General features: G+C 65.9%; 16 protein-coding genes. 15 read left to right on the forward strand and 1 reads right to left on the reverse strand.

All coding sequences use genetic code 11. The annotated features are described in order from the left end of the window. Positions 1-749: 749 nt before the first annotated feature. Positions 750-3647, forward strand: a complete 2898-nt coding sequence (locus FHS74_RS25960; protein ID WP_184807159.1) for a TonB-dependent receptor — start codon at positions 750-752, stop codon at positions 3645-3647. 54 nt (positions 3648-3701) lie between these two features. Here the strand turns inward: FHS74_RS25960 and FHS74_RS25965 are convergent, their stop codons facing one another. Continuing rightward, the gene (locus FHS74_RS25965; protein WP_184807160.1) at positions 3702-4235 is read right to left on the reverse strand and encodes an isochorismatase family protein; all 534 of its coding nucleotides are present in this window, start codon (positions 4233-4235) and stop codon (positions 3702-3704) included. Positions 4236-4532: 297 nt separating this feature from the next. On the opposite strand from FHS74_RS25965, the gene FHS74_RS25970 reads away from it, so the two are divergent. The 14 genes from FHS74_RS25970 to FHS74_RS26035 all read left to right on the forward strand — a co-directional run bounded on the left by FHS74_RS25970 (position 4533) and on the right by FHS74_RS26035 (position 22758). After that, complete coding sequence (locus FHS74_RS25970) at positions 4533-6191, forward strand: GH35 family beta-galactosidase (RefSeq protein WP_246463366.1); 1659 nt, start codon at positions 4533-4535, stop codon at positions 6189-6191. A 44-nt stretch (positions 6192-6235) separates the two neighbouring features. Continuing rightward, positions 6236-9148, forward strand: coding sequence for a TIM-barrel domain-containing protein (locus tag FHS74_RS25975; protein WP_184807161.1), 2913 nt, complete (start codon positions 6236-6238; stop codon positions 9146-9148). 305 nt (positions 9149-9453) lie between these two features. Then, positions 9454-10503, forward strand: coding sequence for a LacI family DNA-binding transcriptional regulator (locus tag FHS74_RS25980; protein WP_184807162.1), 1050 nt, complete (start codon positions 9454-9456; stop codon positions 10501-10503). Positions 10504-10686: 183 nt separating this feature from the next. Beyond that, a complete protein-coding gene (locus FHS74_RS25985) occupies positions 10687-11559 on the forward strand; it encodes a metallophosphoesterase (RefSeq protein WP_211106559.1) in 873 nt (290 codons plus the stop codon). 11 nt (positions 11560-11570) lie between these two features. Further along, positions 11571-11903 (forward strand): cupredoxin domain-containing protein, encoded by a 333-nt coding sequence (locus tag FHS74_RS25990; protein ID WP_184807164.1) that lies wholly within the window; start codon positions 11571-11573, stop codon positions 11901-11903. 12 nt (positions 11904-11915) lie between these two features. Then, positions 11916-12464 (forward strand): sigma-70 family RNA polymerase sigma factor, encoded by a 549-nt coding sequence (locus FHS74_RS25995; RefSeq protein WP_184807165.1) that lies wholly within the window; start codon positions 11916-11918, stop codon positions 12462-12464. Next, complete coding sequence (locus FHS74_RS26000; protein WP_184807166.1) at positions 12461-13252, forward strand: anti-sigma factor family protein; 792 nt, start codon at positions 12461-12463, stop codon at positions 13250-13252. The genes FHS74_RS25995 and FHS74_RS26000 overlap by 4 nt, the downstream gene beginning before the upstream one ends. 138 nt (positions 13253-13390) lie before the next feature. Continuing rightward, positions 13391-14572 (forward strand): fumarylacetoacetate hydrolase family protein, encoded by a 1182-nt coding sequence (locus FHS74_RS26005; protein WP_184807167.1) that lies wholly within the window; start codon positions 13391-13393, stop codon positions 14570-14572. A gap of 50 nt (positions 14573-14622) precedes the next feature. Beyond that, positions 14623-15381 (forward strand): D-xylose 1-dehydrogenase, encoded by a 759-nt coding sequence (xylB, locus tag FHS74_RS26010; protein WP_184807168.1) that lies wholly within the window; start codon positions 14623-14625, stop codon positions 15379-15381. Continuing rightward, complete coding sequence (locus FHS74_RS26015) at positions 15350-16264, forward strand: SMP-30/gluconolactonase/LRE family protein (protein ID WP_184807169.1); 915 nt, start codon at positions 15350-15352, stop codon at positions 16262-16264. Before xylB ends, FHS74_RS26015 begins: the two co-directional genes overlap by 32 nt. Continuing rightward, positions 16257-18035, forward strand: a complete 1779-nt coding sequence (locus tag FHS74_RS26020) for an IlvD/Edd family dehydratase (protein WP_184807170.1) — start codon at positions 16257-16259, stop codon at positions 18033-18035. Before FHS74_RS26015 ends, FHS74_RS26020 begins: the two co-directional genes overlap by 8 nt. A 152-nt stretch (positions 18036-18187) precedes the next feature. Then, positions 18188-19648 carry a D-xylose transporter XylE gene (gene xylE / locus FHS74_RS26025; RefSeq protein WP_184807171.1) on the forward strand — a complete coding sequence of 487 codons (1461 nt, stop codon included), beginning with the start codon at positions 18188-18190 and terminating at the stop codon, positions 19646-19648. Continuing rightward, positions 19645-20667 carry an aldose epimerase family protein gene (locus FHS74_RS26030; protein WP_184807172.1) on the forward strand — a complete coding sequence of 341 codons (1023 nt, stop codon included), beginning with the start codon at positions 19645-19647 and terminating at the stop codon, positions 20665-20667. Before xylE ends, FHS74_RS26030 begins: the two co-directional genes overlap by 4 nt. Positions 20668-20784: 117 nt before the next feature. Next, complete coding sequence (locus FHS74_RS26035) at positions 20785-22758, forward strand: tetratricopeptide repeat protein (protein ID WP_184807173.1); 1974 nt, start codon at positions 20785-20787, stop codon at positions 22756-22758. Positions 22759-22809 lie beyond the last annotated feature (51 nt).

Below are 22809 nucleotides of genomic sequence, written 5' to 3' on the forward strand. Positions count from 1 at the left end.
CGCTATTTACCCCGGTACGCTGCCCTTTAAGGCGTCACACCGTAGTCATATAAATGCATATGGAGATTCATGCGGGTCTGCAACGGCAGAATGTTAGCGCTCACATGAAAAATGGTACCGGTCCCTTTCTTATCGGGTTGATTTTGGAAATCTGCCAATAATTTCAATATGTTCAATCAAAGGTATGTGTTGCATATCGGGCACAGGAGGCGCCCCCGGGGTCATCGGGCCCTATCCCAGGCGCCCGTCGTCGGTGACGCGCCAGCCCGTATCCTGATCAAATGGTCAGTCGTGACTTCGTTCGTGATAGGCGGATTCCTTGATGTTTCAGGAGGTCTAGCCACTGGAGTGGGGCGGCCTTTGTGCGAAGGCATTGCGGTGCGGCTCCCACGGTGCGCTGGTGGCTTCCGTGGCTGGTAGAGTGGGCCCCTTTCGTGCGCTCGCACGTAAAAATGGCGAAAAATACTTACCGAATAATCTTGCAACATTGTCCTTTATTGTGAGCGTGCGTCAGAACTTATGGGCATAATTGGATTATTTTAAAGTATTTGCATGGCTGCGCGAACGTATAAGAAATAAAAAATGTGACCGCTACCACAAAAGACTTGCGTCGCTCCCAAATCCCGTAAATATGACAATTGCTACCGACTGCGATATCAACCCCGGCGAAGCGCGGGGACAGCGGAGCCCGTTTTGTTCCGGCTGATTTGTTGTGCCGGACTTAAGGAAACCTGAAGGGAGGTTTAGTCATGGCCAAGAGTGTGGGCCGGCAGTCCTATGGACTGCTGGGTGGGGTTTCTTTGTTCGCGATCCTGGTCACTGCGACCATTGGTCCAGCCTGGGCCCAGCAGGCGGGCCAAGCGGAAAGCCAATCCGGTTCAGCGGATGATGGCCTGCAAGAGATCGTCGTCACCGGTATGCGCAAGTCGGTGGAGGCCGCCGCCGCGCGCAAGGAGAAGGCTGAGCAGATCATCGACAGCGTCGTGGCCGACGACATTGGCAAGCTGCCGGACGCCAGCGTGACCGAGGTGCTGCAGCGCATCTCGGGCGTCACCATCAGCCACTACGCCGCCGCCGGCGACCCCGACCATTATTCGGCCGAGGGCAGCGGCGTCGCCATCCGTGGTCTGAGCCAAGTGAACAGTCTGCTGAACGGCCATGAGAGCTTCAGCGCCAGCAACGGCCGGGCGCTGAGCTTCGAGGACGTGCCGCCGGAACTGATGGCCGCCGTAGACGTCTATAAGAGCCAGTCCGCCAACCTGATCGAGGGCGGCATCGGCGGCACCGTCGATTTGCGCACCCACATGCCCTTCGATTTCGATGGCGAAAAGATCGCCGGCAGCCTCAAGGGCAACTATGGCGACTTCGCCAAGACGGCGAACCCCGAGGGGTCGCTGATGTACAGCAACACGTGGGAAACGCCCTACGGCCGCTTCGGCGCGTTGTTCGACGTCTCCTACTCGCACATCACCACACGGTCCGACACCATCCAGGTCGAGCCCTATTTCCCCCAGACCATCGACGGCGAGAAGGTCTACATCCCCGGCGGCGTGGATTGGCGCAGCACCACCTTCGACCGCAAGCGCACGGGCATGTACGGCGCCCTGCAGTGGGAGCCAACCAGCGACCTGGAGTTCCATGTCCGCGCCTTCCGGTCGCGCTACGACAACCAGTGGACCGAATACGGCGCCCTTGTGCAGAACGGTGCCGACGCCACGCCGGCGTCGGACGCCACCAACATCTACAACAGCAATGGCGCCTTGGTTTATACCTCGGATCTGCGGGCCTATAACTGGGACGCCATCACCCAGAACTATGGCGAAAACCCCATGGTGGCGGTGACCGACACGGCGGTGCAGAAGGGGCACTCCGTCACCGGCGACTATTCCGGTGGGTTCACCTGGACGCCGACCAACGACCTGAAGATCAGCAGCGACCTGCAGTTCGTGGACAGCAACGCCGCAAGCACGCGCTATGATCTGTACCTGTGGTCTTACATTCCGGGCTTCTCGCTGGATACCCGCAGCGGCATTCCGAAAATCTCCTCGACCTCCACCTCCAGCGCGACGAACGCCTCCAACTACGGTTGGTACGCGACCATGGACCATCGCGAGGAGCATGTGGGCCGCGAGTTGGCCTGGAACACCGATGCCGAGTACAAGGTCGGTGAGAGCGGCTGGTTGCGGGCCATCACCGGCGGCGTGCGCCTGACCCGCCGCACCGAGATGGACGCCGACAGCGGCTACAACTGGACGGCCCTGACGCCGTATTGGAACGGCTCCAGCGCCGCCACCTACGCCAGCACCACGCCGTCCAGCTACATCACGCTGAACAACTTCTCCAACTTTTTCCGGGGGATGACGACGCTGCCCAGCGCGCTCTATTTCCCGTCGGTGTCGATGGTCGAGTGCTATCCGGAGTGCCTGAGTTCGCTGCAGAAGGAAATCACCGGCAACACCGTCAGCGCTTCCAGCTTCAAGCCCTACCAGCGCAACAACCAGACCGAGACCACCGAGACGGCTTATGTGATGGCCAAGTTCGCCGACGACACCCATCTGTTCGCGCCCATGAGCGGCAGCATCGGCGTGCGCATGGTTGGCAACCAGCACAAGTACGACGGTTATGTCGACATGCCCGACCAGGAAGTTGTCTGGAACGGCAGCGAAGCCTATCTGGGCGGCGGTTATGAGAAGCGCACGGGCAGCAGCGCCGACTTCAACGTCCTGCCGTCCTTGAATGTGCAGTTCCTGCTGACGCCGCAAATCCACTGGCGCATCGCCCTGGGCCAGGCGCTGAACCGCCCGTCATTCAGCCAGATGAATCCGGGCACCCAGTTGTCGGCCGTCACCGACAGCACCCACAACATCACCGGCTGGGCCGGCGCCTACGGCGGCAACCCCAACCTGAAGGCGGAGAAGTCGGACCAGGCCGACACCTCGCTGGAATGGTACGGCAATGACGGCAGCGAGGCGCACCTGGCCCTATTCTACAAGGCGGTGCACAACTACATCACCACCGGCGTGTTCTCCGAGAACTACAACGTCACCATGCCTGACGGCAGCACCCAGTCGGAGACCTTCCAGGTCACCGAGCCCTTCAACGGCTCGCTCGCCATCGCCAAGGGCTTCGAGATCGGCGGCCAGAAGTTCTTCGACTTCCTGCCCCATCCCTTCGACGGGTTCGGCCTGCAGGCCAACTTCACCTATGTCTACAGCAAGGCGCCCAGCGACATCGCCTACGACATGGACGGCAAGGCCATCACCGGCCTGCCCATGGATGGCATGTCGCGCTACAGCTACAACCTGATCGGCATGTACGAGAAGGGGCCGTATTCGCTGCGCCTGGCCTACAATTGGCGCAGCAAGTACCTGCTGGCGACGACCGCCAACGGCACCACCGGCAGCACCACCATCACGGCACACGGCATCCAGTACGCCTACGCCCTGCCGGTGTTCAACGACGACTACGGCCAGTTGGACGGTTCCATCGAGTACAAGATCGACGACCACTTCACCGTGTCGTTCGAGGCCACGAACCTGACCGACGCCGTGACGCACACCGTCATGGGTGTGGGCAGCCAGGAGGAGGGCCGCAGCTGGTTCGTCAACGACCGGCGCTACATGATGGGCATCCGCTTCGCGTATTGAGCGGCGCCCGTATCCGCCAGGGGAAGGGGTGCCCCTAAAGGGGGGCGCCCCTTCCTATTTGATAAGGGCGACGACCTCGCGAAAACGGGGATGGTCCGCCGTTCCCAACCATTCGAACAACGCCATCTCGGTGGTGATGATGTCCGCGCCATGCCGTTCCATGCGGCGCAGGCCCGCTGCCTTGTTGTCATGGGTGCGGGAGCCCACGGCGTCCGCCACCACGTGGACCCGTCGCCCACGATCCAGCAGGCCCAGCGCCGTCTGCAGTACGCAGACATGGGTTTCGCACCCCGCCAGCACGACCGCGTGATCCGGGGGCAGGCGCTCCAGCAACCCGGGTGCACGAGTGGCGTCGAAGGTCATCTTCGCGATCACGGCGGCGGGATCGGGGGCGAGGTCCGGCACGGTGGCGCCCAGACCACGCGGGTTCTGTTCGGTGTACACGGCGGGTACGCCCAGCAGACCGGCGGCCGTCAGCAGCCGGCGGGTGTTGGCGACCACGCCGGGCCCATCCTGGATCGCGGGGATCAACCGGGCCTGAAGGTCGATCACCACCAATGTGGCGGCGCTGGGGTTGATAGGGGGCACGGCTAGGCTTTTCGGCAGGTTTCGGGGGCGGCGGAACACTATGCGGTTGGCTGTCGAGTGGGGCAAGGCTGGCGGCTTTCCTGGATCCGCCGCGATTGGCTAGGCCAAAAGTAAGGGGCCCACGCTTCGGTGGATTTGTTAGCGGTATCATTCATCCACGATTGATTTGATACCGCTAACGCGTATGATCACGCCCGCGCCGCCGTGATCATATAAATGCGGTCCCGCCATGGTTGCTTGGGAACCTTGTGGTCGGTTCCCCGAAAAAATCTGATATGGGCTTGGGAGGGCCTGCCGATGACAAGCGTTCTGGACACGTGCGTTCCGGACGGGGGCCTGATGAAGGTTGGCCGTTCCCTGATGTTGGCCGCCACCCTGCTGGCTGGCCTGACCCCGATGGCGCGGGCCGCCGAGGGGCGGAGCACCGAGATGCCGCGCATCGTGCGCGAGGATGGCCGTTACGCCCTGATGGTGGACGGCGCCCCCTATCTGGTGCTGGGCGCCCAGGCCAACAATTCCAGCAACTGGCCCTCGGTGCTGCCGCAGGTGTGGCCGGCGGTGGAGCAGGTGCAGGCCAACACACTGTTGATGCCCATCGCCTGGCAGCAGATCGAGCCCAAGGAAGGCCAGTTCGACTTCAGCTTCCTCGACACCTTGCTGGCGCAAGCCCGCGAGCATGACAAGCATCTGGTGCTGCTGTGGTTCGGCACCTGGAAGAACAACAGCCCCGCCTATGCGCCGGACTGGGTGAAGCTGAACAACGACCGTTTTCCCCGCGTGGTCAACGCCAAGGGGGTGATGCGGGGTTCCCTTTCGCCGCTGGCCCCCGCCACGCTGGAGGCTGACAGACGAGCCTTCGTCGCCTTCATGCGCCACCTGAAACAGGTGGACGGTCAGCAGCACACGGTGCTGATGGTGCAGGTGGAGAATGAGACCGGCACTTATGGCGCCGTCCGCGACTTCACCCCGCTGGCGCAGAAGGTGTTCGACGGCAAGGTGCCCGACGATTTGGTCAAGGCGCTGAAGAAGAAGCCCGGGACCTGGGCGGACGTGTTCGGCAAGGACGCGGACGAGTTCTTCCATGCCTACTACACCGCCCGGTTCGTGGACCAGGTGGCGGCGGCCGGCAAGGCGGAATACCCCATTCCCATGTATGTGAACGCCGCCCTGCGCGATCCGTTCAAGGACCAGGACCCGGCCACCTACTCCGCCGGCGGCCCGACCTGGAACGTGCTGGACATCTGGAAGGCGGCGGCCCCCGCCATCGACCTGATCGGCCCCGACATCTATGATCGCGGCTACGAGTTCTATACCAAGACGCTGGAGCAGTATAAGCGGCCAGACAATGCCCTGTTCGTGGCGGAGACGGGCAACGACGCCGTCTACGCCCGCTATGTCTTCGCCACGCTGGGGCACCAGGGCATCGGCTTCGCGCCCTTCGGCATCGACTACACCGGCTATGTGAATTACCCGCTGGGGGCGACCAAGATCAATGCGGAGACGCTGGAACCCTTCACCGTGAGCTTCAAGCTGCTGGGCGCGATGAATCGCGAACTGGCGGCCCTGAGTCTGAAGGGTAAGGTCTGGGGTGCCTCGGAACCCACGGCGGACCACAGCAACGTCCTGGATCTGGGCCCCTACAAGGCCACCGTAAGCTATGGCCTGCCGCAGTTCGGGGATGCCAAGCCCACCGGCAATGAGAAGCCGAGCGGCGGTGTCGTCATCGCGGAACTGGCGCCCAACGAATACCTGGTGGCCGGCTATCGCGCCCGGGTGGATTTCGCGCAGGCGATCAAGGCCGGCAAGAACGGCTACATGATCGCCAGCGTGGAGGAGGGGCACTTCGAGAACGGCAAGTGGGTGTTCGAGCGCCTGTGGAACGGTGACCAGACCGACTACGGCCTGAACTTCACCACGGTCCCGCAGATCCTGAAGGTCCGCTTCGCCACCTTCTGATGTCGCCGCCGCCCGTCTTGCATCTTCTCCAATGGAGAACTCCTATGAACGTTCGTTCCTGGGCCTTGGCCTCGGCTGCCGTGCTTCCCGCCCTGCTGCTTGCCGCGTGTGAGACCAAGGCCCCGCCGGTCGCCGCCGCTGCCGTACCTGTCCCGGCCTTCCAGCAGACCGCCGACGGGGTGGTGGTCACGGTCACGGGTGCCGGCGTGCGCAAGGTGCGGCTGCAGGTCATCAACGACCACATCGTCCGTGTGACAGCGGTGCCGGGCGACGCCTTGGACCTGCCGGCCAGCCTGATGGCCATCGCCAAGCCGGCCGGCGGCGGCTTCAAGGTGGCGGAGCAGGGTGGCCAGGTGGTGCTGACCACCGCTCAGTTGCGTGCCGAGGTGACGGTCGCCACCGGTGCCGTCAGCGTCTTCGACGCCAAGGGCCAGCCCCTGCTGACGGCGGTGGATGGCGGCAGCTTCAAGGCAGCCTCCCTGCCCACGGGCGAGACCGGCTTCTTCCAGGTGCGACAGCGGTTCAACCGGGGCACGGACGAGGGCTTTTACGGCCTGGGTCAGCACCAGAACGCCCAGATGAACTACAATGGCGAGGATGTCGAACTCGCCCAGCACAACATGGACATCGGCATCCCCTTCGTGGTGTCGACGCGCAATTATGGCGTGCTGTGGGACAATAACGGCATCACCCGCTTCGGCGACGCCCGCGAGTACCCGCTGCTGTCCAAGGAGCTGAAGCTCACCGACGCCGATGGCAAGGAAGGCGGCCTGACGGCCCGCTATTACGACGGCGGCAAGTTGAAGCTGACCCGCACGGAAGCCGACATCAACTACCAGTACATCAAGGACCTGGCCGCCTGGCCGGAGGAGATGGGCGGTAGTCGCGTCAACGCCAAGGTCCGCGGCACCCAGGACAAGTCGGTGGTGTGGGAAGGCAAGATCGAGTCCCCGGTGGACGGCATCCATCGCTTCCAGGTCTATGCCAGCGGCTATTTCAAGGTGACCCTGGACGGCAAGGTGGTCATGGACCGCTGGCGCCAGGACTGGAACCCCTGGTACCACAATTTCGACCTACCCATGAGGGCCGGCGAGGCCCAGACGCTGAAGGTCGAATGGGTGCCGGAGGGGGGCTTCATCGCCCTGATGCACCAGAACCCCCTGCCGGACGCGGAGCGGCATGAACTGTCGCTGACCTCCGACGTCGCCCGCGCCATCGACTATTACGTCGTGGCCGGCAAGGACATGGATGACGTCATCGCCGGCTACCGCCAGCTGACGGGCAAGGCGGTGATGATGCCGCGCTGGGCCTATGGCCTGTGGCAGAGCCGTCAGCGCTACAAGACGGCCGATGAGCTGACCGACACCGTGGCCCAGTTCCGCAAGCGCAAGCTGCCGCTGGATAACATCGTCGAGGACTGGTTCTACTGGCGGGAGGATGACTGGGGCAGCCATAAGTTCGACCCCTCCCGCTTCCCCGACCCCCAGGGCCTGGTGGATAGCCTGCACGGCATGAACGCGCATTTCATGATTTCGGTGTGGCCCAAATTCTATCCCACCACCGACAACTACAAGGAATTGGACGCCAAGGGACACATCTACCGCCGCAATGTCGAGGTCAAGGAACATGACTGGGTGGGCAAGGATGGTTATGAGAACGCCTTCTACGATCCCTATTCGCCCGAGGCGCGGCAGATCTACTGGCGCCAGATCAATGAGAACCTGAACAAGCTGGGCATCGACGCCTGGTGGCTGGACGCGTCGGAGCCGGACACCCACTCCAACCTCGATATCCCGGAGCGCATGCTGCGCATGGGGCCAACCGCCATGGGGCCGTCGGCCGCCCTGTTCAATTCCTACCCCCTGATGCACACCAAGGCGGTGTATGAGGGCAACCGCGCCGCCAACCCGGACAAGCGCGCCTTCATCCTGACCCGTTCGGGCTTCGCCGGGCAGCAGCGCAACGCGGCGGCCAGTTGGAGCGGCGACGTCGCCTCACGCTGGACCGACCTGCGCAACCAGATCTCGGCGGGCGTGAACTTCTCGCTGTCCGGCGTGCCCAACTGGACGACGGACATTGGCGGCTTCGCTTTGGAGAAGCGCTATTCCGTCAAGAACCCCAAGGCGTCCGACGTGGCGGAGTGGCGGGAGCTGAACCTGCGCTGGTTCCAGTTCGGTGCCTTCTCCCCCCTGTTCCGTTCCCACGGCGAATTCCCCTATCGTGAGATTTACAATCTCGCGCCCAAGGGGTCGGAGGTTTACGACAGCCTGGTCTGGTATGACGAGCTGCGCTATCGCCTGATGCCCTATATCTACACCCTGGCGGCGGACACCTATCACCGCGATGGCACCATCATGCGCGGCCTGGTGATGGATTTCCCGGCGGATCGCGAGGTGTGGGACGTCGACGACCAGTACCTGTTCGGCCATGCCTTCCTGGTGGCGCCGGTGACGGACTACAAGGTGCGCAGCCGGGCCGTGTACCTGCCGTCGGGCGCCCAGTGGTATGATTTCCAGACCGGCGCCCTGTATGACGGCGGCCAGCGTATCGCCGCCGACGCGCCCCTGAAGCGCCTGCCCCTGTTCGTGCGTGCCGGTTCCATCGTGCCAACGGGCCCGGTGACCCAGTACACGGGTGAAAAGCCGGACGCGCCGCTGACGGTCGTCGTCTACACCGGCGCCGATGGCACCTTCGACCTCTATGAGGACGAGGGCACCACTTATGGGTATGAGCATGGAGCCTTCAGCCGCATCCCGCTCCGCTACGATCAGGCGTCGGGCACGCTGACCATAGGCGCCCGTGCCGGCAGCTTCCCCGGCATGGTGGGGGAGCGGGTGATCAATGTCCGCTTCATCGGGCCTGAAACCAAGGTGGCGCCGGCCGATTTCGCCGCCAAGCCTGATCAGACGGTGCGCTATACCGGCCAGGCGGTGATGGTGGCGCGGGCGAAGGCTTGAACGTTCGCCAAGTTCTTGCGCGCTGAGCGTCCCGCCGCTTTCCAGGTTTGGCACGGTGGCGGCGCTCTTGTTCCGACTCGCGGGACGCGCGCGAGGGCAAGTCGCCAGGGGCCTTGCGCTGTATTGCCGCCGTTTTAACCCGGGCGGCCCATGTCAAAGTCCTTGAAAACACCGGAGGGTGCTCATTGCGCACCCGGTTTTTACACGAGACGGTCAGCGGGAGATTGCCTAAGTCCCGATGGTACTGCTATCACCGGAGCAAACCGGCAGTGTATGCGCGGATCCGATAACGGAGCAGGAAGCGTATGGAAAAGCGGCGTGGGCGGAGTTCGCAGGGAGTCACCATTCGTGAGGTGGCGGCGCGCGCCGGTGTTTCCCCGATGACGGTGTCCCGAGTCATCAATAATGAGAACAACGTCACGCCGGCCACGTCCGCCGCCGTGATGGCCGCCATCCAGGAACTGAAATACACGCCCAACCCGGCGGCGCGGCGTTTGGCGGGGTCGGAGACTTTCCGTATCGGCCTGCTGTACAGCAACCCAAGCGTCGCCTTCTTGAGCGAATTCCTGCTGGGCGCCCTGGACGAAAGCAGCAAGACCGGCCACCAGCTGGTGGTGGAGAAGTGCGGCGTCACCGCCGCGACGGAAAAGGCGGCGCTGCAGAAATTGCTGCAAAGCGGGGTGGATGGCATCGTCCTGCCGCCGCCGCTGTGCGAGGCCAAGAGCATCCTGGCGGAGATCGCCAAGTCCGGCGTCGCCGCCGTGGCCGTGGCCGCCGGCCAGCCGGGGCCCGATGTCGCCACCGTGCGCATCGACAATTACAAGGCGGCCCACCGCATGACGCAGCACCTGCTGTCGCTGGGGCACCGCAATATCGGTTTCATCAAGGGCCATCCCAATCAGACCGTCAGTGACCAGCGGCTGCACGGTTTCCTGGATGCGCTGAGCGAAGCTGGGCTGGACCCTAAGGCAGCACCGGTGGAGCAGGGCTATTTCAACTATCGGTCCGGCCTGGCGGCGGCCGACAAGCTGTTGGCGCTGAAGGACAGGCCCACCGCCATTTTCGCCGCCAACGACGACATGGCGGCCGCGGTGCTGGCGACGGCCCACCGCCTGGGGCTGAGCGTGCCGGTCGATCTGTCCATCGCCGGCTTTGACGATACATTGATCGCCGGCACCATCTGGCCGGCCCTGACCACCATCCGCCAGCCCATCGCCGCCATGGGCCGCGCTGCCGTCAGCATGCTGCTGGATGAGGTGAAGCGCCGCCGCGGTGGCGGTGGCAGCCCGGCGCAGCAGTTGCTGCGCCACACCTTGGTGGAGCGTGAGTCGACCGCCGCGCCGCCGAGTGCGTGACTTTTTTCAACGATGCGGGAATAAGCCGCCGCCATCGCCGGTCTTGCCCCCTGGAACCTTCGTTTCCAGGGGAGCGGCGGAATGGACAACCATACTTCACCACACGTGGATCGGTCTGCGGACCAGATTGACCCAGGGCGCCGCAGCGCGCTCAGGTGCATGGCCTGGGCCGGGACAGGCCTGGTGTGGACCGTGGCGGGCGGTGTCCCCTTCGCCGCCGGGCTGGTTGGCGGTGGCGCCCAGGCGGCGCCAGCGGCGGGCCTGACCTTCGTCCAGATCAGCGACAGTCACGTCGGCTTCGACAAGCCGGCCAACCCCGATGCCCTGGCCACCTTGCGCGAGGCGGTGGCCGGAATCCGGGACCTGCCCACCAAGCCCGCCTTCATCCTTCACACCGGCGACATCAGCCACCTGTCCCGGGATGAGCAGTTCGACGCCGCCGACCAGACGCTCAAGGATCTGGGCCTGCCCGTCTTCTTCGTGCCGGGTGAACATGACGTGCTGGATGACGGCGGCGGGGCCGCCTATCTGGCGCGCTATGGCAAAGGACCGAACGGCAAGGCCTTGGGGGCGGGTTGGTACAGCTTTGACCACGGCGGCGTGCATTTTGTGGCCCTGGTCAATGTGGTGAACCTGAGAGGCGGTGGCTTGGGTACCTTGGGTGAGGATCAACTGGCTTGGCTGGCGGGCGACCTCAAGTCCCAGGTGGACAGCACGCCGGTGGTGGTCTTCGCACACATCCCGCTATGGACCATCTATCCGGAATGGGGCTGGGGCACGGATGACGGCGCCCGGGCCCTGAGCCTGCTGCGCCGCTTCGGTAGCGTCACTGTACTGAACGGCCACATCCACCAAATCCTGCAGAAGATCGAAGGGAATGTGGCCTTCCATACCGCCCGGTCCACCGCCTTTCCCCAGCCAGCCCCGGGTAGCGCGCCCTCGCCGGGGCCTGTGAAGCTGCCTGCCGAAAAGCTGCGCGGCGCGCTGGGCGTCACCACCGTCACCTACCGCCCCAAGGCCAGCCCGTTGGCCATCGTCGACGCCACGCTGGGCTGAGGGAGAGAGTCATGAAGCGCTTTCTTGTCGCCATGCTGCTCGCGGCCCTCGCCACCGTCGCGAAGGCCGAAACCGTGGAGATCCGTATCGACAACTTCACCTTCAGCCCGGCGGAGGTGCATGTGGCGCCGGGCACCACTGTCGTGTGGGTCAACGCCGACGACATCCCCCACGCCGTGGCCGCCAATGACAAGTCCTTCAAGTCCAAGGTACTGGACACGGAGGAGCGCTACAGCCGCACCGTGGCGGGGCCGGGTGTGATCGAGTACTTTTGCTCCCTGCATCCGCACATGACCGGTCGCATCGTCGTGGATGGCGGGACAGGCGGACCGGCGGGGCGGTAGGAGGCGGGGGCCTTGAGGGGTGATGAGACGGCGGACAGAACCCGCCGCTTCCAGGACCAAGTGCTGATCCACCTCGACGCCGCCTATGGCCTGGCGCGATACATGACGCGCGACCCGGTGGCGGCGGAGGACATCGTCCAGGATGCCTTCCTGCGGGCCCATCGCGCCTTCGACGGTTTTCGCGGCGGCGATGCCCGGGCTTGGCTGCTGACCATTGTGCGCAACAATGTCCGCAGCTGGGCCGCCGCCCGCCGCGACCGGGCGGAGCAGGCGCTGGAGTCGCTGCCTGGGCAGGGGGCGGAGATCGCCGATGAGGCGGCTCCGACCCCGGAAGCCTGGTTGGCGGCGCAGGAGGACGCGGCTGACCTGCGGGCCTTGATCGAGGTCCTGCCGCCTGCCTTTCGCGAAGCCCTGCTGCTGCGGGAGATGGAGGAGATGTCCTATCGCGACATCGCCGCCGTGACGGGGGCGCCGGTGGGCACCGTCATGTCGCGCTTGGCCCGGGCGCGCGACCTGCTGGCCACCGCTTGGCGCCGCCGAAATTCTGGAGAAGCGAAATGACGGCATGCCCGGACAAGGCGGACCTGCTGCAAGGCCTGTTGGATGATGAATTGGACGCGGCCCACGTCCGCGCGTTGGAGGCGCACATCGCCACCTGTCCCGCCTGTGCCGAAGCCTGGGCGGAGATGAAGGCGCTGCGCGCCCTGCTGGGCGACCCGGCCCTGCGCCCCGAGGCGCCAGCGGCATTGCGTGCCCGCATCCTGATGGACATCGGCGCCGTTCCGCCGCTGCACGCTGTGTCATCCAGATCCTGGCGTGCCGCGCCCGGGTTGCGGCGCTGGTGGGGGGCGGGGGTGGGGGCGGGGGTGGCCATCGCTGCCAGCCTGTTGCTGATGGTGGGGCCGTTCGGTGGCGACAGTGCGCTGGAGGGGGAGGTGGTGGCGGGACATGTCCGCTCCCTCCAGGCGCAGCACCTGCTGGACGTGCCCACCAGCGACCACCACTCGGTGAAGCCCTGGTTCGCCGGCAAGCTGGACTATTCCCCGCCGGTGCCGGAACTGGCGGCGGCGGGTTTCCCCCTGCAGGGCGGCCGCCTGGACTATATGGCTGGCCGGCCAGTGGCGGCCTTGGTCTACCGTCACGGCGCCCACGTGCTGAACCTCTATATCTGGCCGGGCGATGGCCCCCGCCAGCCGGACTTCGAGGTCCGCGACGGCTACACCCTCATGCACTGGCGGGATGGGGACATGGCCTATTGGGCGGTAAGCGACGTGATGGCGGAGGAGATGCACGCTTTCGCCACAGCGCTGACCCAGGCGGTCATGGCGCAAAACACTCATAAACCCTGAGGCGAAATCTTAATGCGTCCGGCGTGGAATTCCAGACTGGTATGGTAACGTCGCCTTGACAGCGCTTCTGCCTGGCCTCTAATGTTAGCGTTAACAAGGGCCGCCTGGCGATAACGCACCTTGGGAGGAGTTCAAGAGATGGGGTACCCGGTCGACACGCCGGTGCAGACTGCGCACGACAGCATTTTTCCCGAGGACAGCGCCGACGCGGTGTTGCTGGGCCGTATCGATTCAGGTGAGGGGCCGACGCCCATCCTGATCCGCGGCGGGCGGATTTTCGACCTGTCGGGTGTCGCCCCGACCGTGTCCGACCTGATGAATCGTCTGGCGCCTGGCGAAATCCCCGAGGGCAAGGAAATCGGTCGTGTGGCCGACTGGCATCTGAACCCGACGTGGTCCGGCGGCACCAAAGGCGCCAAGCTGCTGACCCCCATCGACCTGCAGTGCATCAAGGCCGCCGGCGTGACCTTCGCGGTCTCGGCGTTGGAGCGTGTGATCGAGGAACGGGCGCGCGGCGATTCCGGCAAGGCTCTGGAAATCCGGCAGGCCCTGTCGAGCCGCGTCGGCACCGACCTGCGCCTGGTGAAGCCCGGTTCCGAACAGGCCGCCCGCCTGAAGGAGGCGTTGATCGCCGACGGCTTGTGGTCGCAATACCTGGAAGTGGCCATCGGTCCGGACGCCGAGGTCTTCACCAAGGGGCCGACCCTGTCCGCCATGGGCTGGGGCGTGGAGATCGGTGTGCGCGCCGACAGCCACTGGAACAATCCGGAGCCCGAGGTGGTGATCCTGTGCGATGGCCACGGCCGTGCGCGCGGCGCCACCCTGGGCAACGATGTGAACCTGCGCGACTTCGAAGGCCGCAGCGCCCTGCTGCTGTCCAAGGCCAAGGACAACAACGCGTCCTGCGCCATCGGCCCCTTCGTCCGTCTGTTCGACGACAAGTTCACCATGGACCACGTGCGTGAGGCCGTGGTGCGCCTGAACGTCACCGGCGAGGACGGCTTCGTCCTGGACGGCAAGAGCACCATGTCCGAGATCAGCCGCGATCCCCTGGATCTGGTGGGGCAGACGCTGAACAAGAACCACCAGTATCCCGACGGCTTCGCGCTGTTCCTGGGCACCTTGTTCGCGCCGGTGGAAGACCGCGACGCGCCGGGCCGGGGCTTCACCCACAAGACCGGTGACATCGTCCGCGTTTCCAGCCCCCGGCTGGGCACCTTGGTCAACAAGGTGGTGCCCTGCCATGAGGCGGCGCCCTGGACCTTTGGCCTGACCGACCTGATGCGCAATCTCGCCCGCCGTGGCCTGCTGAACGGGTGACGCCCCGCGCGTCATCCCCCTGAACCATTTCTTTTGGGCCTAAAATCAATATGACGCATGCGATCTATCCTAGCCTGCGGGGCAAGCGGGTCATTGTCACCGGCGGCGGCTCCGGCATCGGCGCCTCCATCACCGAGGCGTTTGTCCGTCAGGGGGCCCAAGTGTCCTTCCTGGACATCGCCGAGGCCGACTCCCGCGCCTTGGAAACGTCGCTTGCCGACGCGGACTTCGCGCCCAAGTTCTATAAGTGCGATCTGACCAATCTGGATCAGCTGAAGGCCACACTGGCCGAGATCCAGACGGCCGGCCCGGTCGATGTGCTCGTGAACAACGCCGCCAATGACGACCGCCACACGATCGAACAGATCACGCCGGAATACTGGGACAACCGCATGGCGGTGAACCTGCGGCACCTGTTCTTCGCATCCCAGGCCGTGGTCGGCGGCATGAAGGAACAGCGTCGCGGCGCCATCATCAACTTCGGCTCCATCTCCTGGCACGTGGCCCTGCCGGACCTGCTGATGTACCAGACCGCCAAGGCCGGCATCGAAGGGCTGACCCGTTCGCTGGCCCGTGACCTGGGCGAATACAACATCCGGGTCACCTGCGTGATCCCGGGTGGCGTGCGCACCGAGCGGCAGATGCGCCTGTGGCACAACCCGGAGGAAGAGGCCCGTATCCTGGGCGCCCAGTGCCTGAAGGAACGCGTGGACCCGCCGCACGTGGCCGCCATGGTGCTGTTCCTGGCGTCCGACGATGGCCGCATGTGCACCAGCCATGAATACTTCGTCGACGCCGGCTGGCGCTAAGGGGTTAGCTCCTGTGACTGTAGAGCCGCGTTGCATCTGGCCCGTGGCGGCCACGTTGGGGGAGGGGCCCGTTTGGTCCCCCCGTGATCAGGCTTTGTGGTTCGTGGACATCAAGAAGCGGAAGATACATCGCTTCCGCCCTGCGGACGGGGCCACGGCCAGTTTCGACGCGCCGGATCAGCCCGGCTTCGCCCTCCCGCGGGCCGGCGGTGGCCTGGTGGTGGGGTTGCCCGGCAAGCTGGCTCATTTCGATAGCGCAACGGGTATCTTCGAGCCGCTGGCGACCCTGGAACAGGACCGGCCGGGCAACCGGCTGAACGACGGCTTCGTCGACGCCCAGGGGCGGCTGTGGTTCGGATCCATGGATGACGCGGAAGAGGCGCCCACCGGTGCGCTTTATTCCTGGGACGGTGCGTTGCACCGGCACGTGGATGGCATCGTCATCACCAATGGCCCCTGCGCCAGCCCGGATGGCCGTACCTTCTACCACACCGACACCTTGGCCCGGACCATCCACGCTTACGACCTGTCGGCCGAGGGCGCGCTGTCCAATGCCCGGCTGCTGATCACCATCGAGGACGGCGCCGGGTGGCCCGATGGCACCGTGGTGGATGCCGAGGGATGCCTGTGGGTGGGGCTCTTCGCCGGCTGGGCCGCGCGGCGTTACTCCTCCGCCGGGGAATTGTTGGAAGTGGTGCGTTTCCCCTGCGCCAACATCACCAAGCTTGCCTTCGGTGGCGACGACCGCTTGGATCTCTACGCCACCACCGCCGCCAAGGGCCTGAGCGACGACGAGCGTGCCGCCCAGCCGCTGGCCGGCGGTCTGTTCCATTTCAAGGCCACCGTGCCGGGCCTGCCCCCGGCGGAGATCGCGTATGGTTGACCGTCCTAATGTGCGTTTCCGTTCCCGCGACTGGTTTGACGCGCCGGACCGGATCGACATGACCGCGCTCTATCTGGAGCGCTTCATGAATTACGGCATCACGCCGCAGGAACTGCGCTCCGGCAAGCCCATCATCGGCATCGCCCAGACGGGCAGCGACATTTCCCCCTGCAATCGTATTCACCTGGAATTGGCCAAGCGCGTCCGCGACGGTATCCGCGACGCCGGTGGCATTCCCATGGAATTCCCGGTTCATCCCATCTTCGAGAACTGTCGTCGCCCGACGGCGGCCATGGACCGGAATTTGGCTTACATGGGCCTGGTGGAGATCCTGTACGGCTATCCCATCGACGCCGTGGTGCTGACCACCGGCTGCGACAAGACCACGCCGGCCGGCATCATGGCGGCCAGCACGGTCGACATCCCGGCCATCGTCCTGTCGGGTGGTCCCATGCTGGACGGCTGGCATGAGGGCGACCTGGTGGGCTCCGGCACCGTCATCTGGCGGTCGCGCCGCAAGCTGGCCGCCGGCCTGATCGATGAGGATGAGTTCCTGGACGCGGCCGCCTCGTCGGCGCCATCGGCCGGTCATTGCAACACCATGGGCACGGCCAGCACCATGAACGCCGTGGCGGAGGGCCTGGGCCTGTCGCTCACCGGCTGCTCCGCCATTCCGGCACCCTATCGCGAGCGGGGGCAGATGGCGTATGAGACCGGCCGCCGCATCGTCGACATGGCGTATGAGGATCTGCGCCCGTCCAAGATCCTGTCGCGAGACAGCTTCCTGAACGCCATCAAGCTGGTGGGCGCGCTCGGCGGCTCCAGCAACGCGCAGCCGCACATCAACGCCATGGCCCGCCATGCCGGCGTGGAACTGACGGCGGACGACTGGCGCATCCATGGCTATGACGTGCCCCTGCTGGTTAACATGCAGCCGGCCGGCAAATATTTGGGCGAACGGTTCCACCGCGCCGGCGGCGTGCCGGCGGTGATGTGGGAATTGCAGCAGGCGGGCCAGTTGCTGGACAAGGCCATGTCGGTGACCGGCCGCCCCATCGGGGAAAACCTGGCGGGCCGGGAAAGCCCGGATCGCGAGATGATCACCCCCTACCACGCCCCCTTGAAGGAGCGCGCGGGCTTCCTGGTGCTGAAGGGCAACCTGTTCGACTTCGCCATCATGAAGACCAGCGTGATCTCCGAGGAGTTCCGCCAGCGCTACCTGAGCGAACCGGGCAGCGAGGGGGTGTACCAGGGCCGAGCCATCGTCTTCGACGGGCCGGACGACTACCATGAGCGCATTAATGACCCGGCGCTCAACATCGATGAACGCTGCATCCTGGTGGTGCGCGGCGCCGGCCCCATGGGCTTCCCCGGCTCGGCCGAGGTGGTGAACATGCAGCCGCCGGACGCGCTGCTGAAGGCCGGTATCACCAGCCTGCCCACCATTGGCGACGGCCGGCAGTCCGGCACGTCGGACAGCCCGTCCATCCTGAACGCCTCGCCGGAGAGCGCGGTGGGCGGCGGATTGGCCTGGCTGCGTACGGGCGACGTCATCCGCATCGATCTGAACCAGGGCACCTGCGACATGCTGGTGGATGACGCCGAGATCCAGCGGCGCAAGGCCGACGGCATCCCGGCCACCCCGCCCAGCCGCACGCCGTGGCAGGAGATGTATCGCCAGACGGTGGGGCAGCTGGACAGCGGCGGCTGCATGGAACCGGCGCTGAAGTACCGGGGTGTCGTGGCCCATCCGCCACGGCACAACCACTGATCGGGCGGCGCCACTGGTCACAGCTTATGCGCGGGGCCGGCGGCGCCGGGGATGATTTGATGCGGAAGGGGCGTCCCCGTGCTCTCCGGGACACGGGTGCCTGGTTTTAGGAAAAAGCGGCGGGCCATCACGGCCCGCCTGGGGAGGAATGAATGGGCAGCAAGCAAGGCGTCCTGTCGCTGACGACAGGCCTGACACTGATCGCCACCTTGGGCGGTCTGTTGTTCGGTTACGACACCGCCGTCATTTCCGGCGCGATGGACAGCATCGACGTCAATTTCATCAAGCCGCTGAACCTGGCGGAAACGGCGCATGACAGCCTGATGGGCTTGACCATCTCCAGCGCGCTGGCCGGCTGCGTGGTCGGCGGGCTGGTGGCGGGTAAGCTGGCCGACCGCTTCGGCCGCAAGCCGACGCTGATTTTCGCCGCCCTGATGTTCCTCATCTGCTCCCTGGGCTCGGCGGTGCCGGAATTCGGCCTGGGAGTCATCGGCCAGATGGGCCCGGACGCGCTGACGCCCTTCAACATCTACCGCATCATCGGCGGTGTCGGCGTGGGCATCGCCTCGCTGGTTTCTCCCCTCTACATCGCGGAGATCGCGCCGGCCGAGTCCCGCGGGCGTCTGATCTCCTTCAACCAGATCGCCATCGTCGGCGGCATCGTCGGGGTGTACTTCGTGAACTGGGCCATCGCCGGCCTGGGTGACGAGACTTGGCTGCACACTGTCGGCTGGCGCTGGATGTTCGCCTCCGAAGGCCTGCCGTCGCTGCTGTTCGCGGTGCTGCTGCTGCTGGCGCCGGACACCCCGCGTTACCTGGTCATGCGCCGTCGTGACAGCGAGGCCCTGGCCGTGCTGAAGCGCCTGGGCGGCGCCACCGACCCCAAGACCACCTTGGTCGAGATCGAGGAAAGCCTGGTCGTCACCAATGAGCGGCTGTTCGCCTTCGGCACCCTGGTGGTGGTGGTCGGCATCCTGCTCTCGGTCTTCCAGCAGTTCGTGGGCATCAACGCCGTGCTCTACTACGCGCCGCAGATGTTCAAGAACATGGGCATGAGCAATGACAGCGCCCTGTGGCAGACGGTCATTGTCGGCATCGCCAACGTCGGCTTCACCCTGGTCGCCACCTTCACGGTGGACCGCCTGGGGCGCAAGCCGCTGCTGATCGCCGGCGGCGTGGTCATGGGTGTGTCCATGATGGTGCTGGGCGGCCTGTTCTCCAGCAACCAGCTGGGACTGGGGGCGCTGCTGGCCATGCTGGCCTATGTCGCGGGCTTCGCCTTCTCCTGGGGCCCGGTGGTCTGGGTGCTGCTGGCCGAGATGTTCCCCAACGCCATCAAGGGCAAGGCTCTGGGCATCGCCGTGGCCGCGCAGTGGATCGCCAACCTGCTGGTGTCCTGGTCCTTCAAGGTGATGGATGGCAACTCCGCCTTGAACGCCGCCTTCAACCACGGCTTCGCCTATTGGGTTTATGGCGTGTTCAGCTTCCTGTCCGCCGTCTTCGTCTGGCGCTTTGTCCCGGAGACCAAGGGCCGTACTCTGGAAGCCATCCAGGAACTGTGGACCCATAAGCCGCTGGACGGCGGCGTCCATGTGGAGACCGTGCGCTCATGATCCGATCCTTCGGGATAACCCAGGATGGTGCGTCGGTCCGGGCGGTGACGCTCGGGCCGGCGGACGGCCTTCAGGCGGATGTGCTGACTTTCGGCGGCATCCTGCGGCAGCTGTCGGTGCCCGGGCCTAAGGGCCGGCGCAACCTGGTCCTGGGACTGCCGGATGTGGCCTCCTACGAGTCCGACCCGGCCTATCTCGGCTGCCTGGTGGGGCGCTACGGCAACCGCATCGGCGGTGCCCGCTATACCTATCAGGGGCGGACGGTCGAGCTGGTGCCCAATGAGGGCGCCAACCAGCTGCATGGCGGCCCTCGCGCCTATAGCCGCAAGGTCTGGCGGCTGCAGGACTACCAGGGTGGCCCCGACTCCCGTCTGGTGCTGGGTCTGACCTCGCCGGATGGCGATAACGGCTTCCCCGGGACCCTGGAAGTGACGGCGGAGATCACCGTCTCTGGCAGTGAGCTGACCCTGCGTTTCACCGCCATCGGCGAGGCCGACACACCGGTCAGCCTGACCTGGCATCCCTATTTCAACCTGGCGGGTGATCCGCAGGTGGCGGCCGACCGGCAGATGCTGCGTCTGCGGTCGCGCCATTTCCTGCCCGTGGGGCCGGGGCTGATCCCCACCGGGGTGTTGGAGGCGGTCGCCGGAACGGCGTTCGATTTCCGCCGGCCGCGCCTGGTGACCCCACGCCATAACCATCCCCAGATTTTCCAGGCCGGCGGTTACGACCACTGCTTCGTCCTGGATGGCGAGGAGGCGGGGGATGAGGGGCCCGATTGGGCGGCCACGCTGTCCTCACCCGACAGCGGCGTCAGCTTGCGCCTCCACACCGACCAGCCGTCGGTGCAGTTCTATGGGGGCCAGGGGCTGGCGAGCCAGTATCCCACCTTGGGCTCGGGTGTCTGCCTGGAGCCCCAGGCCTTCCCCGACGCGCCCAACCAGCCCGCTTTCCCTGACGCCATGCTGAGGGCGGGGGAGCGGTACAGCCGCTGGATGCGTTTCAGCCTCAACTGGTGAGGCCTTGGGAAGAGCGGGTGGAAAAAGGGCATGCCGGAGTTCACGACGGATGCCCTTTTTCCCGGGGGTGATGGTATCCCTGGCAGGTAGCCCTCTTCTCTTCCCGAACGTGTTTCCATGGCCAAGGCCCCGCCGTTCCGCCCGCCGCCCGGCCCCAAGCGCGCCCAGCCGCAATCCGCCGTCGCGCGTGACTTCGCCGCCGCCGTTGAGGCCCATAACGCCGGTCGGCTGGATGAGGCGGAGCGCCATTACCGTGCCGTTCTGGCTCGCCAGCCCCGGCATGCCGACAGCTTGTCGTTTCTGGGGGTGCTGCTGCTGTCGCGGGGGGGCCAAGAGGCGGAGGCCATACGCCTGACGGGCGACGCCCTGGCTCAGGACAAGCGTAACCTGGCGTACCTGGTCCACCACGCCAACGCCTTGCAGGCGGCTGAAAGGCTGGATGAGGCGAAGTCGGTTTACGAGCGGGCGCTCGTGGCCCACCCCCGTTCCGCCGACGCGGCCACCAATCTGGGCGCGTTGCTGCGGGTGCTGGGCCGGCCCGCCGACGCGGAGGCCTGTCATCGTCGCGCCTTGGCCGACGATCCCGGCCATGCCGTGGCCCACCTGAATCTGGCGGCCGCCCTGACGGACCTGAACCGCAAGCCGGAGGCCATGGCCAGTCTGGTAGGGGCCATCCGTCTGAACCCGTCCCTGGTCGAGGCGCACCAGAACCTGGGAACCCTGCTGATGGAGGCCGGCCGTTGGCGGGACGCCATTACCGCCTTGACCCATGCCCAGGGCTTGGCACCCGCCCGTGCCGACCTGCAATCGGCCCTGGGCTCGGCGCTGCTGGGCGCTGACCGGTTGATGGAGGCGGTGACGTGGCAGCGGCGTGCCGTCGCGTCGGCGCCCGACAATGCCGACTACCGCTTCAACCTGGGCAACAGCCTGGTGGCGCTGGACCGCGCGCGCGAGGCGGCCGCGGCGTTCCAGGAAGCCCTGCGTCTTCGGCCCAGCCATTTCGCCGCCGCCACCAATCTTTCCCATGCCTTGGCCCAATTCGCCACCCCGGCGGAGCGGGAGGCCCTGCTGACCGAGGCCGCCGAGGCGGGCAAGCTGGCCGCGGCGCGCTTCAGCCGGGGCGTGCTGCGGCTGGAGCAAGGGCGCTTGACCCAGGGCTGGCCCGACTATGACGCCCGCTTCGCCGGCGAACTGGCCCGCCATGGCCGGCGGCTGGACGTTCCCTTGTGGCAGGGGGCCGACATCCCCAACCGCACGGTGCTGATTTGGCGGGAGCAGGGCATCGGCGACGAGATCATGTTCGCCACGGCGCTGGCCCACCTGGCTCGGCGCCATGCCCGCATGCGTTTCGTCTTCGAATGCACCGGACGGCTGGAAGGCCTGTTCGTCCGCGCCTTCGCGGACCTGCCCAACCTGGAGGTGCGGGTGGAGACGGCGGGCGATGCCGGGGCGGACATGCATCGGCCGTTGGGCGGCGTCTCCAGCCTGCTGCGCGCGCGGCTGTCCGCTTTCGCCGACACCGGCCTCCCCTTGCGGCCCGACCTTGAACGTGTGGCGATGTGGGGGCCGCGGCTGGCGTCCCTGCCGCCCGGCCTGCGGGTTGGGCTGTGCTGGCGCAGCCGCCTTGCCACCCGCGACCGCAAGGCCTCCTATCTGTCGGCGCCTGACCTGGCGCCGTTGATCGCCGTGCCAGGGATCCAATGGGTCAATCTTCAGGCGGGGTTGGAGCCGGCGGAATCGGCCGTGTTCGATCGGCTGGGCCGTTGCCTGCACCGCTGGGACGATCTGGATTTGGTTGACGACCTGGAGGGGCTGGCCGCCCTGTCCGCCCAGCTGGACCTGGTGATCAGCGCCCCCACGGCGGTGGCGGAAATGGCGGCGGCGGTGGGCACGCCCACCTGGCGCTTGGCGCCGGGGCGCGACTGGACATCGCTGGGCACCGCCGTCCGGCCCTGGTATCCGGCGCAGCGCCTGGTCGTCCCGCCACAGGCTGCGAGCTTTGCCCAACTGCCCGGTCACGTGGCCGCGCTGCTGGCGGCGCTTCGGCTGTCAATCGGCAGCGTAACGGGACCCCGTATCGGCGCCCAATAGGGACCCCAGTGATGTGCTGGCAATCGGGTTGTCCCGGTAGCGCATAGGAGG

The sequence above is a fragment of the Nitrospirillum iridis genome (genome assembly GCF_014205765.1).
GTDB lineage: Bacteria > Pseudomonadota > Alphaproteobacteria > Azospirillales > Azospirillaceae > Nitrospirillum > Nitrospirillum iridis.